General features: G+C 46.5%; 15 protein-coding genes. 1 reads left to right on the top strand and 14 read right to left on the bottom strand.

What is annotated here, in order from left to right; translation table 11 throughout:
• Window positions 1-51: 51 nt before the first annotated feature.
• From QMA39_RS03860 to miaA, 9 genes are all read right to left on the bottom strand, one after another.
• Window positions 52-282: a hypothetical protein gene (locus QMA39_RS03860; RefSeq protein WP_281658029.1), complete on the bottom strand. Its 231-nt coding sequence runs from the start codon at window positions 280-282 to the stop codon at window positions 52-54.
• Window positions 283-371: 89 nt separating this feature from the next.
• The gene (locus QMA39_RS03855) at window positions 372-1,472 is read right to left on the bottom strand and encodes an N-acetylmuramoyl-L-alanine amidase (RefSeq protein ID WP_281658028.1); all 1,101 of its coding nucleotides are present in this window, start codon (window positions 1,470-1,472) and stop codon (window positions 372-374) included.
• A gap of 231 nt (window positions 1,473-1,703) precedes the next feature.
• Window positions 1,704-3,035 (bottom strand): type I glutamate--ammonia ligase, encoded by a 1,332-nt coding sequence (gene glnA / locus QMA39_RS03850; RefSeq protein ID WP_281658027.1) that lies wholly within the window; start codon window positions 3,033-3,035, stop codon window positions 1,704-1,706.
• Window positions 3,036-3,063: 28 nt separating this feature from the next.
• Window positions 3,064-3,468: a MerR family transcriptional regulator gene (locus QMA39_RS03845; protein WP_206932689.1), complete on the bottom strand. Its 405-nt coding sequence runs from the start codon at window positions 3,466-3,468 to the stop codon at window positions 3,064-3,066.
• Window positions 3,469-3,578: 110 nt separating this feature from the next.
• On the bottom strand, window positions 3,579-4,841 hold the full coding sequence (locus tag QMA39_RS03840) for a methionine gamma-lyase family protein (RefSeq protein ID WP_281658026.1): 1,263 nt from the start codon (window positions 4,839-4,841) through the stop codon (window positions 3,579-3,581).
• A gap of 17 nt (window positions 4,842-4,858) precedes the next feature.
• Window positions 4,859-6,094 (bottom strand): GTPase HflX, encoded by a 1,236-nt coding sequence (hflX, locus tag QMA39_RS03835; RefSeq protein ID WP_027954290.1) that lies wholly within the window; start codon window positions 6,092-6,094, stop codon window positions 4,859-4,861.
• A gap of 78 nt (window positions 6,095-6,172) precedes the next feature.
• Window positions 6,173-7,114 carry an AAA family ATPase gene (locus QMA39_RS03830; RefSeq protein WP_281658025.1) on the bottom strand — a complete coding sequence of 314 codons (942 nt, stop codon included), beginning with the start codon at window positions 7,112-7,114 and terminating at the stop codon, window positions 6,173-6,175.
• A 149-nt stretch (window positions 7,115-7,263) separates the two neighbouring features.
• Window positions 7,264-7,488, bottom strand: coding sequence for an RNA chaperone Hfq (hfq, locus tag QMA39_RS03825; protein ID WP_027954288.1), 225 nt, complete (start codon window positions 7,486-7,488; stop codon window positions 7,264-7,266).
• 30 nt (window positions 7,489-7,518) lie between these two features.
• A complete protein-coding gene (gene miaA, locus QMA39_RS03820) occupies window positions 7,519-8,463 on the bottom strand; it encodes a tRNA (adenosine(37)-N6)-dimethylallyltransferase MiaA (RefSeq protein WP_281658024.1) in 945 nt (314 codons plus the stop codon).
• 186 nt (window positions 8,464-8,649) lie between these two features.
• Between miaA and QMA39_RS03815 the strand changes: the two genes are divergently transcribed.
• Entirely contained in the window at window positions 8,650-9,009 is a 360-nt protein-coding gene (locus QMA39_RS03815; protein ID WP_160835678.1) for a helix-turn-helix transcriptional regulator, read from the top strand.
• A gap of 124 nt (window positions 9,010-9,133) precedes the next feature.
• Here QMA39_RS03815 and mutL read toward each other — a convergent pair whose 3' ends face one another.
• From mutL to miaB, 5 genes are all read right to left on the bottom strand, one after another.
• Entirely contained in the window at window positions 9,134-11,017 is a 1,884-nt protein-coding gene (gene mutL / locus QMA39_RS03810; RefSeq protein ID WP_281658023.1) for a DNA mismatch repair endonuclease MutL, read from the bottom strand.
• Window positions 11,018-11,030: 13 nt separating this feature from the next.
• Window positions 11,031-13,616, bottom strand: coding sequence for a DNA mismatch repair protein MutS (gene mutS / locus QMA39_RS03805; RefSeq protein ID WP_281658022.1), 2,586 nt, complete (start codon window positions 13,614-13,616; stop codon window positions 11,031-11,033).
• 187 nt (window positions 13,617-13,803) lie between these two features.
• Window positions 13,804-14,382 (bottom strand): outer spore coat protein CotE, encoded by a 579-nt coding sequence (locus tag QMA39_RS03800; RefSeq protein WP_027954283.1) that lies wholly within the window; start codon window positions 14,380-14,382, stop codon window positions 13,804-13,806.
• A 169-nt stretch (window positions 14,383-14,551) separates the two neighbouring features.
• Window positions 14,552-14,980 (bottom strand): YlbF family regulator, encoded by a 429-nt coding sequence (locus QMA39_RS03795; RefSeq protein ID WP_027954282.1) that lies wholly within the window; start codon window positions 14,978-14,980, stop codon window positions 14,552-14,554.
• Entirely contained in the window at window positions 14,981-16,546 is a 1,566-nt protein-coding gene (miaB, locus tag QMA39_RS03790; RefSeq protein WP_281658021.1) for a tRNA (N6-isopentenyl adenosine(37)-C2)-methylthiotransferase MiaB, read from the bottom strand.
• Window positions 16,547-16,664: the final 118 nt, after the last annotated feature.

Below are 16,664 nucleotides of genomic sequence, written 5' to 3'. Positions count from 1 at the left end.
CGGGAGGGTCCCCGCCGGTTTTTACGTGTGTTGAAAATAATTATCTTATAATTATGAAGCTCCCGCACGTGCTCCATTACCCCGCCGTTGAAAATCAGCTGAATAAATATTTTTCTTCAAAAACGTGCGGACGTCCCTCTTTTGCAGGCAGTAGGCAAGGATGGCATCAGGTTGATTTTGAATCACTCTAACAGAACGCTGCGACCAATGCCTGCCTTCGGACAAATAGATGATATCAATGACCTGCTTGTTTTTAACGGACTGCTTAAAAACCGTTTCCAATGGGTAATCCCTCCCGCGAACATTTGTTCTATTTCCTTTATTATATGCAGGAATGGATGGAAAGTACACTGGAATGTTTTACAGTCGCTTTACTTAGCTAAATAATTTTTAATGTTTTGGGAAGTCTCATAACGTGTTTTTCCTGTCAAATCAATAAAGTTACTCCCTTTGAGCCCGTCTGTGCCACCGCCAGCTACAATGATCTGTTCTGCTACCTGACGTTTTTCCGCCACAGCTCTGAGCGCGATTAAAGCATTTTTCCGGATGACCAGTGCCTCAACGGCCGGGAAGTCTGCAAAAGAGTTTATAACAACTGCTAATTTCTCCATTTCCTCTTCTCCTTTGTTCAGGTTATCTAAAGCTATCTGCACTGCCGCTTTCGTTTTCGGCCCATAAAAACCGTCCACTTCCAAATTATTATCGTTTTGAAAGGCTTTAACAGCAGCTTCTGTGGCAGGTCCGAAACTGCCGTCGGCTCCGTAACCATTCATCGTATAACCAAGCTTCAATAAGTTCTCCTGCATCTCCTTCACTTCTGCGCCGGTATCTCCAAGAGAAAGATAATCGATTCCGCCCTTAAACGGAACTCCAAAGTATTCTAAGATTCCCCGGGCGTGCTCCTCTGCGACTTCTTTTTGAAAGCGTTCGTCAATCATCAATAAAGCTTCCCGCTTGTTATCCATATAGCCATTCTCTGTTAATACCGCCGGCATATCCGTTTCACGTAAAACGTGGAAGTTTGCTTCTTTAATCCCTCTGAAGTTTTGATCGGTGCCCTGGCGTAAGTATTTCGCAAGTGATGAGGCAAGTCGTCCGGCGGGCCGGTTCAAATATCCGGGGTAGACGTAAAGTTCGATTCCATTTGGATCTGCCCCTCCAAAGGACCCATCAAAAGCATTGTAGTGGACGGATACATAAATATCCGCATTGTTCTGATTGGCAGCTCTCGTCCTGTAGGATAATGGTGTGTCTTCATCTGTAGGTGCTACGAGAAGCACGCGGAATCCATGATCCAGAAGAATGTTCGATAAATACTGCACAACTTTACGATTGAATTCGTTCTCCTTAATTTGTCTGCCTATTTCCTGAATGTATGGCGTTCTTTTTCCCGGAGTTTCCATTCCATGTCCATCATCCAAAGCTACTGTACGTCCATTCCATTTTCCTGGTGGATTGATTAATCTTGCCATATACATCCCTCTCTCCACTCTTCCTTCCCGGAAAAGGGGTTTACTAGGACATTCTTCTATCATCCTATTCCAAATGTATGCTTGGATAAGAACGTTGGTGCCGGCCTTTCCTATAAAATGATGAATCATGTTAGATTTTCTCCCGGGCTTCGTGGTAATTCCAATGGCAGATACTGAGGTAAACATAAAAAGCCCCGACTTAGGTAAGTCAGGGCCTTCCATCTTTTTTATTTAATAGGTCTGCAGATATTGCTCGCGCTCCCATGGGTGAACCTGGGTACGGAACATATCCCATTCGATTTCCTTCGCTTCAATGAAATGCTCGAACAGGTGCTCTCCGAGAGCTTCCACCATGATCGGGTCTTCCTGAAGCTCTTCCAATGCATCATATAATGTTGCGGGAAGGTCTTTGACACCGTGAGCCTCACGTTCCTTCTTATCCATAACGTAGATGTTGCGGTCTACTGGTGCTGGAGCCTGAAGCCCATTTTCCACACCATCAAGACCCGCAGCAAGCAGAACAGCCATTGCCATGTAAGGGTTGGCAGCCGGATCCACACTTCTTACTTCAATACGTGTACTGATACCACGGGACGTCGGTACACGAACAAGCGGACTGCGGTTCTGGCCGGACCATGCTACGTAGCATGGCGCTTCATATCCCGGCACAAGACGCTTATAGGAGTTTACAGTCGGGTTGGTAACCGCTGTAAAGTTCGTCGCGTGCTTTATGATACCGGCGGTGAACTGATAAGCCACATCGGAAAGCTGTTCCTTTCCATTTTCGTCAAAGAACGCATTGTTCCCATTCTTAAAGAGGGACATGTTGGCATGCATACCAGATCCGTTCACACCAAACAGAGGCTTTGGCATGAAGGTTGCATGCAGACCGTGCTGACGCGCGATCGTTTTGACAACAAGCTTGAACGTCTGGATATCATCACAGTGCTTCACAGCATCTGCATACTTAAAGTCAATTTCATGCTGCCCCGGGGCAACTTCGTGGTGGGAGGCTTCAATTTCAAAGCCCATCTCCTCAAGTTCCAGCACAATATCACGACGGCAGTTTTCCCCAAGATCGGTAGGAGCGAGGTCAAAATAACCACCACGGTCATTCAGCTCCATGGATGGGTCGCCTTTTTCATCTAATTTAAACAAGAAGAATTCAGGTTCTGTACCGATATTAAAGGCAGAGAATCCGAGTTTCTCCATTTTCTTAATGTTGCGCTTCAAGTTGTAGCGCGGGCATCCTTCGAAAGGAGTTTCGTCCGGGTTGTAAATATCACAGATGAATCGGGCCACTTTCCCTTTTTCTGATGTCCATGGGAAAACGACAAACGTATCCAGGTCAGGTATCAGATACATATCCGACTCCTCGATACGAACGAATCCTTCAATGGAGGATCCGTCAAACATCATTTTTCCGTCCAGTGCTTTGTCGAGCTGGCTTAGTGGAATCTCCACATTTTTGATCGTGCCGAGCATATCCGTGAACTGCAGACGGATGAACTTGACATTTTCCTCATCGATTTTCTTAAATATTTCTTCTCTTGTTAAACCCATAGAAATACCCCTCTCCAACAAAAATTCATTAATGGAAGAATCTTGACATTTCTCCCTGCCTGATGGCTAGTTTTCCTTGTCTTCCCGCGGTGAAAAGTTCCTGCTGCAGCATACGGCGGAGTTGTTTATCGGTCAATTCATTGTGAACTTCCTTCACACGGTCTCCATCATATGCCTCGTTCTCCTGCTGTTCTTCAAGCTTAAGAACTTTTTTGATTCCCGCCATATTCACTCCCTGGTCAATGAGGTCCTTGATTTCAAGCAGTCGATCGACATCATTGAAGGAAAAAATCCGGCGGTTCCCTTCAGACCTGGCAGGGTGAATCAGCTCGTGCTGTTCATAATAACGGATCTGCCTGGCTGTAAGGTCTGTTAACGATTGAACAATCCCCATCGGGAACAACGGCATAGAACGACGAATCTCATCACTCATCGATGTGCCTCCTCCCGTAAAGATGATACTTTTATTATACGTGACAGAGGGAAGATGTCAACATATGTGAGGAATGTTCACACTATATCCGCGCTATTTTTGTAAGGGCTTTAGTAGGCTCTGGAATCCACCTTTACCATTCCTTCATCGGCAAGACCCTGCACCGCTTTCATCACAGCTGTTTTCACATGAGCATACGTAAGCCCCCCCTGTACATAGGCGGTGTACGGCGGGCGTACAGGACCATCGGCCGTGAGCTCCAGGCTCGCGCCCTGTATAAAGGTCCCCGCAGCCATGATGACCTCATCCTCGTAACCAGGCATGGCACTCGGCTGTGGTGTTACATGGGAGTTCACCGGCGATGCCTGCTGAATGGCCTGGCAGAAGCGGATCATCTGATCTGCATTTTCAAAATTGACCGATTGGATCAAGTCCGTTCTCGGAGCATCAAAGGACGGATTCGTATCAAAGCCTAATTCACTTAAAAATCTGGATGTGAAGACGGCTCCTTTCAGTGCTTCTCCTACGACGTGAGGAGCGAGGAAAATCCCCTGGTACATTTCCTGCAGGCTGTTCAAACTGGCCCCGGTTTCCTTACCGAGCCCCGGAGCTGTCAGCCTGTAGCTGCACAATTCAATGAGATCTTTCTTCCCGGCTATATATCCGCCGATGCGGGCGATTCCTCCTCCGGGATTTTTAATCAGCGATCCCGCGATAAGGTCCGCTCCTGCCTCGAGCGGTTCTTTTGTTTCCACAAATTCGCCATAACAGTTATCCACAAAAATGATGACATCCTCTTTCAAGCTGCGAACAAACGAAATGATTTCCTCTATCTTCTTAATGGGGAAGGAAGGTCTGTTGTCATAGCCTTTAGAGCGCTGAATTGCGACAACCTTTGTCTTCTCCGATACAGCTTCCTTAATTTCCCCTTTGGAAAAACCACCCGCATCATCCAGAGGAATGGACCGATACGTTACACCAAAATCTTTAAGGGAGCCTTTATCCTCTCCATCCTCTGTACCGATCACTTCTGTCAGGGTGTCATAAGGATGCCCGGATATGTAGAGAAGCTCATCTCCCGGGCGCAGCACGCCGAACAGTGCAGTCGTAATCGCGTGGGTGCCTGAAATAAGCTGAGGACGGACAAGGGCATCCTCCGCTTGGAAAATCTCGGCATACAAGGCTTCCAGGGTATCTCTGCCGAAATCATCGTACCCATACCCTGTTGTTGGGTTGAAATGGGAATCACTGACCCGTAGTTTTTGAAAGGCATCAAGAACCTTGGATTGATTTTCCTCAACGATCCGGGCAATGTGTCTGTGTTGATCTGTAATTTGTGTTTCTACTTGTTCTTTCAAAGCTTGAATATTCATGCTGCACTCTCTTTCTATTAATAAATCTGATGTTTCAATGGATGGTCGGGATGGATATATCCGTGAAGGGCATACCCTTCCTCATCCTCATGGAACGTAAGCGACGTTATCATACTGTATGTTTTGAACTGCTGCAGACGTTTTCCTTGAGAAGCAGGGATGAAGACGTCATACTCGTCCCATTCTTCTTTAAGAACCTCCTCGAGTTTATGAAGGATCCGCTTCAAATCGATGGAATCATGGACACTCACAGTTATGGAGGGAAAAGAATCCGGAATGAAATCTTCGTTCAGAAGGTCCATCTTATTATAGACCGTAAGCATGGGAAGCTGCGAGGCACCCAGGTCCCCGAGCAGCTGCAGCACGATTTTCTCCTGTTGGATGTGATCCGGATGAGACGCATCCACCATGTGAATGATGAAATCCGCTTCCGTTACTTCTTCCAACGTGGAACGGAAGGCGGCAATCAGCGTTGTTGGAAGATCCTGAATGAAACCGACCGTATCCGATACGAGCGCCTGGAAACCCGAAGGCAGGCTCATCTGTCGTGTCAAAGGATCCAGCGTCGCAAACAAAAGGTCCTCCTCGAACGACCGGCTGTCTGTGACTCTATTAAAGAACGTCGATTTTCCAGCGTTGGTGTATCCTACAATAGCGACCTGAAACGCCCGGTTTTCTTTTCTCCTCTTTCTATACTGCTCCCTCTGCTTCACAACAGCATCCAGCCGTCGTTTGATATCATCAATCCGGCGTTGGATGTGCCTTCTGTCTGTCTCGAGTTTTGTTTCACCAGGACCTCGGGTTCCAATTCCACCGCCAAGTCGGGACAGTGACGTCCCCTGACCGGAAAGACGTGGAAGGAGGTACTGCAGCTGTGCGAGCTCTACCTGAAGCTTCCCTTCTTTCGTCCGTGCCCGGCCAGCAAAAATATCCAGAATCAATTGGCTGCGGTCAATGACCCTGACCTCAGTGATATCCTGAATATTACGAAGCTGTCCTGGAGAAAGCTCATCATTGAATATAATCAGTTCCGCTTCATTCTCTTCAGCTGCTTCCTTAATTTCCTGCAGCTTGCCTTCACCAAGATACGTGGCCGGATGAACTCGGTCACGCTTCTGCGTAATGATTCTGCATACTTCTCCCTCAGCGGTTTCTGTCAGGGACTGCAGTTCTTCCAACGAAGATTGGAAGCGCTCTTCCAGCTCCGCCGGATCTTTTCTTGCTACTAAAATGACGCGTTCATTTGCGCTCATCTAAACACCTTCTTTTCTACACCTGTATCATCCACCTTCATCATAACAGAAAAAGGGGATCTATGAGTATCATCCCCTTTAATGGACACGCCCTTCGTCTTTTGGAAATAAAAAATCTTCAGCCTCAAGCGTCATCAATACCGATTTTGCCGGGGACTCTTCTGTCATGATACGAAACGCGTGCCTCCGGACTGCTTCCTCGATCATATTCCTCACATATCTGGCATTGGAAAAATTCAAACGGGAACGGGAGCAGACGGAACGCAGGTGTTCCTGAAGTTTTACCTCAGCTGCAGGGGCCAGCTGGTATTCCCTGTCTTTAAGCATCCCTCCAGCTATAGAAGACAACTCACGCCACGAATAATCCTTGAAGGAAAGCTTTAATGGAAACCGGGAGGATAGGCCGGGGTTAATGGTTAGGAAATCTTCCATTTCTTCCGGATACCCGGCAAGGATGATGACGAGTTCATCATGGTGATCCTCCATGCATTTCACAATGGTATCAATCGCTTCCTTACCAAAGTCCTTTTCACCTCCACGCGCCAGTGAATACGCCTCATCAATAAAAAGAACCCCTCCAAGGGCTTTATGGATTAAATCCTTTGTTTTTTGAGCGGTATGCCCGATGTATTCTCCAACCAGGTCACTTCTGTCCGCCTCAATAAAATGACCCTTCTCAAGCACTCCCGCTTCATGAAAGAGGCGGGCGACCATACGGGCCAATGTCGTTTTCCCTGTTCCTGGATTCCCTTTAAACACCATGTGAAGCACCTGCTGGTTCTTTTTCAACCCGGCATCAGCCCTTTTTCCAGCAATGACCACCTGCGCATAAATCTCTTTCATCTGCCTTTTCAAACCTTCAAGACCTACAATGGAAGAAAAGAAATCATCAATCACCTGGAAGGGTGCGGGGGACATTTCCTTGGTGAGGACCCTGCTTTCTGGTGCAGGCCTTGCCTTTGCATCTTGAAGCACAATGTTAATCGTACCAGGCCTTGCTGTTTTAGCTTGCGGATACACGTGGATCCCTCCTTATTCTGCTTCATCATACGCATCAGGGAAAGAACCTGTGACAAACGCCCACAGCGAAAACAGCCCGATAGAAACACAAAAAAGCGGATGCTTCAAGAGCACCCGCTTTTCCCATTCACTCAAGACTTATGTAAGCCTTATTCCTTATCCAGCGATACATTTTTGATTGGTGCGAATGTAGAGATGGCATGCTTGAATATCAACTGCTGTTTCCCTTCGGTTTCCAATAAAATAGTGAAATTGTCAAAAGCCTTCACTACTCCACGCAGTTGGAAGCCGTTGGTCAGAAAGACAGTCACCTGCATACGTTCCTTGCGTAGTTGATTTAAATAGTTATCTTGAATGTTTACGGATTGAGCCATGGATCTTCCTCCTCTTTTCTATCTGTAATATTACGATTCGCCGCTTTTGTCGATCATTCCTGCTAAATCTGCGAAAATCGTTTGAAATTTATCCTCATATTTCTCAGGCGTTACCTCATACCAGTGGACATCCAGTTTATTTTTGAAGTACGTGTACTGACGCTTGGCATAGCGCCTGGAGCTCCGTTTAAGAAGGTCAACCGCTTCCTGAAGCTCCATCTTTCCTTCCAGGAATGGAATCAATTCCTTATAGCCGATGGCCTTCATGGACTGGGCATCTTTAAGTCCCGCCTGATATAAACGGCGGACTTCCTCCACAAGACCTTCCTCCACCATTTGATCCACCCGGTTGTTAATACGCTCATAGAGGCGCTCCCGATCCATCTCGAGCCCGATCAAAAGAGGGGTGAATGGAGAATCCCAGGCTTTCGCTGCCTCCTGCTCACTCATCTTTTTCCCAGTCGTTTCATAAATTTCGAGAGCACGCAGCACCCGGCGGCTGTTATTCGGATGTATTTTGGCTGCCTGGTCAGGATCCAGGCTTTGAAGCTTTTCGTACATATGCACGGGACCTTGAACGGCTGCCTCTTCTTCAAGCCGTTTCATTACTGCTTCGTCCTTCTTTTCCTCTGTAAACTCAAAATCAAACAAGGTTGCTTGTATGTAAAGGCCGGTTCCCCCTACTAAAACAGGGAGCTTCCCCCGCTTTTGAATCTCATGAATTAATGACTGGACCTTCCTTTGGAACTCAGCTGCAGAAAATGACTCTTCAGGATCCTTGATATCAATCATATGATGAGGGATCCCCTGCATTTCCTCCCGGGTCACTTTGGCTGTTCCAATATCCATAGTCCTGTAGATCTGCATGGAATCGCCACTGATGACTTCTCCATTAAACTTTCGGGCAATCTGGACACCCAGCTTTGTTTTACCGACCGCGGTCGGTCCCACAACAGCAGCTACCATTGGTTTCAAACTTCCACCTCCTTTATTCCATCTCTATTATACATGAATGGCTCTACAATCATACCTCAACGTCTTAATCAACGGAATCCGTTAGTTATAGTAACGAAATCCGTTAGTTAAATTCAAAATATTCGTTAGTCTCACTATCGCATATCGTTAGTTTGTGTTATAGTATAGAAAAAGGAGGCGTCTACCGTGGTTCATGAAAGGATTCGCACACTTCGCAAAGAAAGACGTTTGACTCAGGCTATGCTGGCTGAAAAAGTCGGTGTTTCTCCCCAAGTGGTATCCAACTGGGAGCGCAGCTATACATCCCCTGATCTAGAAGACTTGTCGAAGATTGCTCATGCTCTTCATACCACTGCAGATTATCTCCTTGGATTGAGCGACGAATTGGAAGATGAAATGAGGGAAATCAAGCACCTTCTGGAAACGAAGGGATATTCAAAACCTGTGTTTTTTGATAAAAAAGCCTGGTTCGGAATACAGCCGGAAGATATCAAGCAGATCGATAATTACTTTCGTTTTCTGCTCCAGCAGAAAAACATCTCCTGACCCTCCCCTATTCTTGAGAAGCAGAGCAGAAATACTGAAATAATATTATGTAAACTATTTGCGTTTGTATATATATTGCCCATAAAAAAAGACAGCCGGTTTAAACCGACTGTCTTTTTTTTATTTACATAACACGTTTGAACATCTTTTCCATTTCATATTCAGAGAAGAAAACGATGATCGGGCGTCCGTGTGGACAGGTAAATGGATCCGTCGACGTCCTCAGCTCTTCAAGAAGCTGAAACATATCGGATTGATTCAAGTAATGGTTGGCTTTGATGGATCGCTTGCAGGACATGAGGATGGCCGCTTCCTCCCTCAATTTCAGAATGTTTATCCGCTCATCCTGAACAAGCTGCTGGATCATATCATCAATGACTTCCTGCTCAAAACCTGCCGGAAACCATGTCGGGTGACTGCGGATGATATACGTGTTGTCACCGAAGGGTTCAAAAAACAAGCCAACCTGTTCAAGTTCCTCTTTATATTCTTCAATTTTTAATGCTTCCTGTTTAGAAAAATCAAAGGTTAATGGAATTAAAAGCTCCTGGACCTCATGATCAACCTGAGCCAGTTTATCCCGGAAAAATTCATATTTGATCCGCTCCTGGGCGGCGTGCTGATCGACGATATACATGCCTTCTTCATTCTGAGCGAGAATATAAGTCCCGTGAAGCTGCCCGATCGGGTACATGACGGGAACGCGGCGGCCCTCTTTCTTTTTAGACGACGCTTCATTTTCCTGCTCATCCGGCTGTCCAGCTGCTTCTTCATCGATGGTTTCCGGTTTGAAGTCAGCCATCATTTCCTTCAGCATCGCTTCCTGCTCACCTGCAAAGACAGGGGACGTCTCTTCTTTCATCTCCGGTGCAGCCGGCGGCTCTTCTTTCAGAAGATGAGCTGCAGAAGACTCTCTTTGATTATGAGCTTCTTCTTTTCTTGTTTCATGAAACTCAAACGTTTTCTGTTCGGAATACTCCTTTTTCGGTTTCGCTTTCGTTTCCTGAACATCAGGAATGAGGGTTTCCTTACGAAATGTATTGCGGATCGTTTCTTCAAGAAGAGCATACAGCTCTTTTTCCTTACTAAATCGTACTTCTAATTTAGATGGATGGACGTTGACGTCAACAAGAATCGGATCCATATCAATACTCAGGACAACAATTGGATTTTTTCCAATTGGCAGAAGCGTATGGAACCCCTGTTGGACGGCCTTATTCAAGGGCACACTTTTTATATAGCGTCCGTTAATGATCGTAGACATATACTGACGGGAAGCCCGGTACACTTCCGGCTTGGCTATATATCCCTTCACTTTAAAGTCCGATGTTTCCATTTCCACAGGAACCATTTTCCTCGCTACATTCATGCCGTAGATACTTGCAATCACCTGAAGCAGATCCCCGCGGCCGTTGGTTTTGAAAATCTGCTTTTCATTATGCGTACAAACGAACTGCACTTCGGGATGGGCCAGGGATATCCGGTTCAACACATCCGTAATATGACCGAGTTCTGTATGGATCGTCTTCATATATTTCAACCGTGCCGGGGTATTGAAAAACAACTCCTCCACCGTGATATCCGTACCTTTCCTGGCGTCTCCCCTTCCCTTCTGCATAAGGTGACCGCCTTCAAGGTCCAGTTTCGTCCCTGCTTCTTCACCTGTAGACGTCTGAATGCTGAGCCGGCTGACGGCAGCAATACTTGCCAGGGCTTCTCCCCGGAAACCAAGGGTCCGTACGTGGAATAGATCATTTTCATCCAGGATTTTACTCGTTGCATGACGGTGGAAAGCCCGCTCACAGTCTTCTTCCTCCATCCCTGCTCCGTTATCGATGATACGAATGCGTTGAAGACCGGCTTCCATCAAGTCGATCTTCACCCAGGATGCACCTGCGTCAATGCTGTTTTCCACCAGTTCCTTCACCACAGAGGCAGGCCGCTCGACCACTTCTCCGGCTGCGATTTTGTTGGCCAGGTGATCAGGCATCAGTCGAATGCGTGCCATTCGTGAACCTCCTTTATTTCTTCAAGCTTTTTTGAAGCTGATATAGTTCGTTCATAGCGTCCATCGGTGTCATCTCCATCAAATCAAGAGACGAGAGCCGCTTTTCAAGATTTGAAATCTGGCTCGTGCTTTGCTTTTCCTGCTTCGGTTTTTCTTTTGGTTCTTCCACAAATAAACTGAGCTGCTCTTCCTCATCCACTGCAGCCGATTCTTTGGGCCCTGATGCTCCTTCCAGGTGCTCCAGCAGCTCTGTCGCCCGTTTAATCAGCGGATCCGGAAGATCGGCCAGTTTTGCAACATGGATGCCGTAACTTTCATCGGCTGGACCATCTTTGATCTGGTGCAGAAAGACGACATTTCCTTCGTATTCTTCCGCCCTTACGTGGACGTTTTTCAAACGATCCAGTTCATTTTCCAATGATGTTAATTCATGATAGTGGGTGGAAAATAAGGTTTTAGCCTTAATTTTTCCATGAATGTACTCCACGATGGACTGGGCGAGAGCCATTCCGTCATAGGTACTCGTTCCTCTGCCGATTTCATCGAGCAGGATCATACTGTTTTCTGTTGCATGTGTAAGGGCATGGTTGGCTTCAAGCATTTCCACCATGAACGTACTGTGACCAGAAACAATATCATCGGCCGCTCCAATTCGTGTGAAAATCTGATCGAATATTGGAAGAGATGCAGAACCGCACGGAACGAAACTTCCCATCTGACCAAGCACGGCTGTTAAGGCAAGCTGTCTCATATACGTACTCTTACCGGACATGTTCGGACCGGTAATCAGAAGGACATCCGTTTCATCATCCATATAGATGTCATTCGGGACAAATGTTCCATCCTGCATGACCCGTTCGATCACCGGATGCCGGCCCTGCTGGATATCGACCATGCGACGGTCATTATAAGATGGACGGACATATTGATACGATTCCGCCACCTGGGCAAAACCCTGCAGTACATCGATGCGGCTGATCTGTTCAGCCAGGTGCTGGAGCCTTTGCACATAGGACTTGACGTTCTCCCTGACGTTGAGGAACAACTGGTATTCAAGTTCCACACTCTTTTCCTGCGCCTCAAGGATCAACGTTTCCTTTTCCTTCAATTCCGGTGTAATAAAGCGTTCTGCGTTCGTCAATGTCTGCTTCCGCTCATACATGCCTTCGGGCAGGTAGCGGAGATTAGCTTTGGTCACTTCGATATAATAGCCAAAGACACGATTGTAGCCGACTTTCAGGGATTTAATGCCGGTTTTTTCCCGCTCTTTCTTCTCAAGCTCGGCAATCCACTGCTTACCATTTTTCGAAGCTGAGCGATAGTCATCCAGCCGTTGGTCGTATCCGTCACAAATCAACCCACCTTCTTTCACACTGATAGGAGGATCTTGGGCAATACTATGCTCCAACAAATCCTTAAGCTCCCCAAGAGGATCAATCGTCTGATACAGTTCTTTCACTGAAGTGTTGTCAAACTGCTGAAGCGTAGCAAGTATTTCAGGAATACGCGCAAGGGAATTTTTCAACTGGAGAAGATCTCTGGCATTGACATTTCCAAAAGCCACGCGTCCTGCCAAACGTTCCAGATCATAAACGTTGGTGAGCTGTTCCCGCAGCGTTTCCCTTTCAAAAAATTGATCAAGGAAACCTTCCACCTGCTCATGCCGTGTTTCGATAGCCTGTTTAGAAAGAAGCGGACGCTCCATCCATTTTTTCAGCATGCGTGCGCCCATGGATGTCTTCGTTTTATCTACAACTGAAAGCAGGCTGCCTGTTTTCCCCTGCTTCCGGATGGTTTCCAACAGCTCAAGGTTCCTTTTCGAGTACATATCGAGCGTCATATACTGTTTCAGCTCAATGACTTTTACCGGCTGCAAATGATCGAGCGAGCGCTTCTGCGTATGCTGGATGTAGTTCAGCAACCGGCCAAACCCCGTTAACAGTTTGTCCTGCTGGATTCCTGCCGTCAATGACGTGAGGTCTGCATTAATGGTCGTCTCATCCTGGTGGGAGAGTGTGTACCCGAGGCGCTCCTTCAGCATCAACTGCTGCTCTTCATCAAAATCGGAGGCAACGACAACTTCACGAACAGGTCGGCTGTAAAGTTCACTCAAGGCTGCGTCAAAACCGCCGGGAATTAAGGCTGTGCTGTTTTCTCCGGTAGTTAGATCGTTATAGCTCACGGTATACGATCCATCTTCAAAAGCGCTTAATGAAGCCAGATAGTTGTTTTCCTTCTCATCCAGCATGCTGCCTTCCATTACGGTACCCGGCGTAATCAGCTGGACGACTTCCCTTTTCACAACGCCTTTGGCTTCCTTCGGGTCTTCCACCTGTTCACAAATCGCCACCTTGTAGCCTTTTTCAATCAGCTGCCTTATGTAGTTTTCTGCCGAGTGATACGGGACACCGCACATCGGAATGCGTTCACTTCCCCCGCCATCTCTGCTTGTTAACGTTATTTCAAGTTCCTGCGATGCTTTCAAGGCATCTTCAAAAAACAGCTCATAAAAATCACCGAGCCTGAAGAATAAAAACGCGTCCTTCTGATCGGCTTTAATCTTTAAATATTGCTGCATCATTGGTGTATATTGTGCCATTCGGTCAATCCTCCAAAACGTACGTAGAATTCTTCATCCATTATAGCACATAGAAACAACCCGCTTGAACAAATCGCTCATAAGTAAACCGGAAGGAACCTCCCAGCCAAACGCAGAGCATTGACGCAGAACCCTGTTTTTCAGGGCCTTTCCAAAAAAAAGAACCCCCTGCTGAAAGATCAGGGAGTTAATGCTTATCGTCATGGTCATCACTGCTTGAAGAAGATGGAAGGAAGTCCGTTTCAATCGCTGAATAATCATCCGATGACAAATCCTGCTCATAGTCGTCATCGTGTCCGCAGCCATGCGGGTCCACTTTCACGCAAAGCTTGGTTTCACCAATGACATCAACCACAAACTCTCTTTCTACTTCTACTACAATCTTCTGGCCGTTTCCGGAAATCGTAGCTTCCAGGCAGTTCGGCTGTTGGACGACTTTCGCAATGACTTCAAAATCATCGTGAATGCAGTTGTCGTCTTTCACACTCAACTTAACGTAGTCGCAATAGGTCACCCGTTCTGTTACGACCTCTGTCTTGGTATTGTCGTTGTAGGAATACCAGACGTTGATATCATAACTCCCGGATACCTCTACGTGATCCCCTTTCTTCTTCGCATTGTAGATGTGGTTGATAACCCAGCATCCCAGAATACTTGTTGGACGGTGGGAAGGGCTGATGGTGTGCGTGGATTCTGTAAACTTTTTACCTTTACCGATTACAGCTTTTGTAATAATTTCTCTGTAATCCCGTTCAAAAAAAGACATGAGCTCTCATTCCTCCTTATTCTACCACCCATCCTATGCATGGTCTGGGCGAATGGTGATTCCATGAGATAAGCCTAAGGACGTGTTTACTTCATTGTATGCACGAGCCTATAAAATTGTACGAAAAAAAATCCGCCGGAGGGAAACCCCTCTGACGGAAGTGTATGCATCAACGGCTGCAGCCATGACTTTGATTGTTGGAAGAACCCGTTTCCCCCTGAAGGAGATCTCCTCCTGTGGAACGGATCACCTCATTGGTAACTTCACGGGAAATCGTGCTCGAAACCATCTGTAAAATATCATTGATGACCGTCTGTGTTTCTTTAAACTCAGCCACAACTGGAATTTCATCCAGCTCATCCTGAAGACGGTCAATTTCTTTTTCAATTCGGTTCAGCGCCTCCGTTTTTCCATAAGCCTGGAAGTTCACGGCCTGTTTTTGGAGCGCTTTAATTTTCTTAATGTGTGACTGCACCTTCTGGTTTTCATTCAACTTGGATTCCAGCTGCTTGAAGCGGTCAATCTCTTCTATATCAGCCATCATTTTTGCCAGTTTTTTTGCTTCATCGACTACTTCTTGACGTGTGTATTGTGCCATTTATTTCACCTCTACGCTAGATTCTACCAGTTCTCCATCCAGAGACCAAGTTTTTGCCTTGATTACTTTCACAGGTACGATCTTTCCGATAATGGAACGAGGCCCCCGGAAATTCACAAGCTTGTTTCGTTTCGTATATCCGGCCAGGACGTCTGGATTATTTTTACTTTCACCTTCGACAAGAACATCCACCACTTCGCCCTCATATTGACTCATCGCTTCTGCTGACTGCTGATTCACCAATTTATTCAGACGCTGGAGACGGTCTTTCTTCTCCTCCATCGATACATTATCCTTCATCTTCGCTGCAGGTGTATTATCCCTTGGGGAATAGATGAACGTATAAGCCGCTTCAAATCCAACCTCTTCTACAAGGGAAAGGGTGTCCTGAAACTGTTCCTCTGTTTCATTGGGAAAACCGACGATAATGTCTGTGGTAAGCGTAGCTCCCGGCATAGCTGTGCGTATACGACGGACAAGCTCCAGATACTCCTCCCGGGAATATTTACGCCCCATAATTTTCAGAACATCTGTATTCCCGGACTGCACAGGAAGATGGATATGATCCAGCATGTTGCCGCCTTTAGCGAGCACTTCAATCAGCCTGTCATCGAAATCCCTTGGATGGGAGGTGGTAAAACGGACACGTGGAAGATCAATGCTTCGAAGTTCATCCATCAAGTCCCCGAGTCCATATTCCATATCCAGATCTTTTCCGTAAGCGTTCACATTCTGGCCGAGAAGTGTCACTTCCTTATAGCCCTGCGCTGCGAGATGACGGACTTCCTGGATGATGTCTCCAGGGAGACGGCTCCGCTCTTTCCCACGGGTATACGGAACGATGCAGTATGTACAGAATTTATCGCATCCATACATTATGTTCACCCATGCCTTAATCTTACCTTTTCGTGAGCGGGGAAGGTTCTCAATGATATCGCCTTCCTTGGACCATACGTCAATGACCATTTCCTTCCCGAACATCGCTTCTTTTACAAGCTGCGGGAGACGATGGATGTTATGGGTACCAAAGATCAGGTCGATGAATGGGTGCTTCTTCAAAATACGATTGACTACGGATTCCTCCTGTGACATACAGCCGCAGATCCCAATAATCAGATTCGGGTTCTCCATTTTCAACGGTTTAAGGTGTCCGATTTCTCCGAAAACTTTGTTTTCAGCATTTTCGCGGATGGCACACGTGTTCAACAGGATAATATCTGCTTCTTTCGTGTCATTCGTGGAAACATAGCCCATTTCTTCAAAAATACCGGCCATAACTTCGGTGTCATGTTCATTCATCTGGCATCCATATGTACGGATCATATATTTTTTCCCACGGCCGGCCTGATCCATGTCTTCCGGAATTTCAAAATCATAATGGATATCCGTTTCCTTGCGCTTGCGGCGCTGGGCGTCCCTCATATTTGGAGGCTGATAGGTTGTTTGGAAATATTTGACGTAATCTTCGCTTGACTGCTGCTTCAAACGGTTCAAATTGTCCTGATCTGCAGCGGAAACATCAGTCTGACGGATCTGAGACATTTCTTTTCTCTGCTGTTCGTTCATTATAATCTCCTTTCAAGCCGATCCTTCTAACTGTATCATTATATCAAGTTTTCTATGATAAATTAAGTCAAATGGAAAAATACAGAACAAAAAGGATCGTTCCGGCAGTGACCAAACC

The organism is Halobacillus sp. Cin3, from assembly GCF_947311855.1.
Classification (GTDB): domain Bacteria; phylum Bacillota; class Bacilli; order Bacillales; family Halobacillaceae; genus Halobacillus; species Halobacillus kuroshimensis.
This window is presented reverse-complemented; position numbering and strand designations above follow the sequence as displayed.

What these genes read in the sequence shown, in the direction of transcription:
- QMA39_RS03855 (WP_281658028.1), bottom strand. Translation starts at nt 1,472, where the DNA reads ATGGCAAGATTAATCAATCCACCAGGAAAATGGAATGGACGTACAGTA.
- glnA (WP_281658027.1), bottom strand. Translation starts at nt 3,035, where the DNA reads ATGGGTTTAACAAGAGAAGAAATATTTAAGAAAATCGATGAGGAAAAT.
- QMA39_RS03845 (WP_206932689.1), bottom strand. Translation starts at nt 3,468, where the DNA reads ATGAGTGATGAGATTCGTCGTTCTATGCCGTTGTTCCCGATGGGGATT.
- QMA39_RS03840 (WP_281658026.1), bottom strand. Translation starts at nt 4,841, where the DNA reads ATGAATATTCAAGCTTTGAAAGAACAAGTAGAAACACAAATTACAGAT.
- hflX (WP_027954290.1), bottom strand. Translation starts at nt 6,094, where the DNA reads ATGAGCGCAAATGAACGCGTCATTTTAGTAGCAAGAAAAGATCCGGCG.
- hfq (WP_027954288.1), bottom strand. Translation starts at nt 7,488, where the DNA reads ATGGCTCAATCCGTAAACATTCAAGATAACTATTTAAATCAACTACGC.
- mutL (WP_281658023.1), bottom strand. Translation starts at nt 11,017, where the DNA reads ATGGCACGCATTCGACTGATGCCTGATCACCTGGCCAACAAAATCGCA.
- mutS (WP_281658022.1), bottom strand. Translation starts at nt 13,616, where the DNA reads ATGGCACAATATACACCAATGATGCAGCAATATTTAAAGATTAAAGCC.
- QMA39_RS03800 (WP_027954283.1), bottom strand. Translation starts at nt 14,382, where the DNA reads ATGTCTTTTTTTGAACGGGATTACAGAGAAATTATTACAAAAGCTGTA.
- QMA39_RS03795 (WP_027954282.1), bottom strand. Translation starts at nt 14,980, where the DNA reads ATGGCACAATACACACGTCAAGAAGTAGTCGATGAAGCAAAAAAACTG.
- miaB (WP_281658021.1), bottom strand. Translation starts at nt 16,546, where the DNA reads ATGAACGAACAGCAGAGAAAAGAAATGTCTCAGATCCGTCAGACTGAT.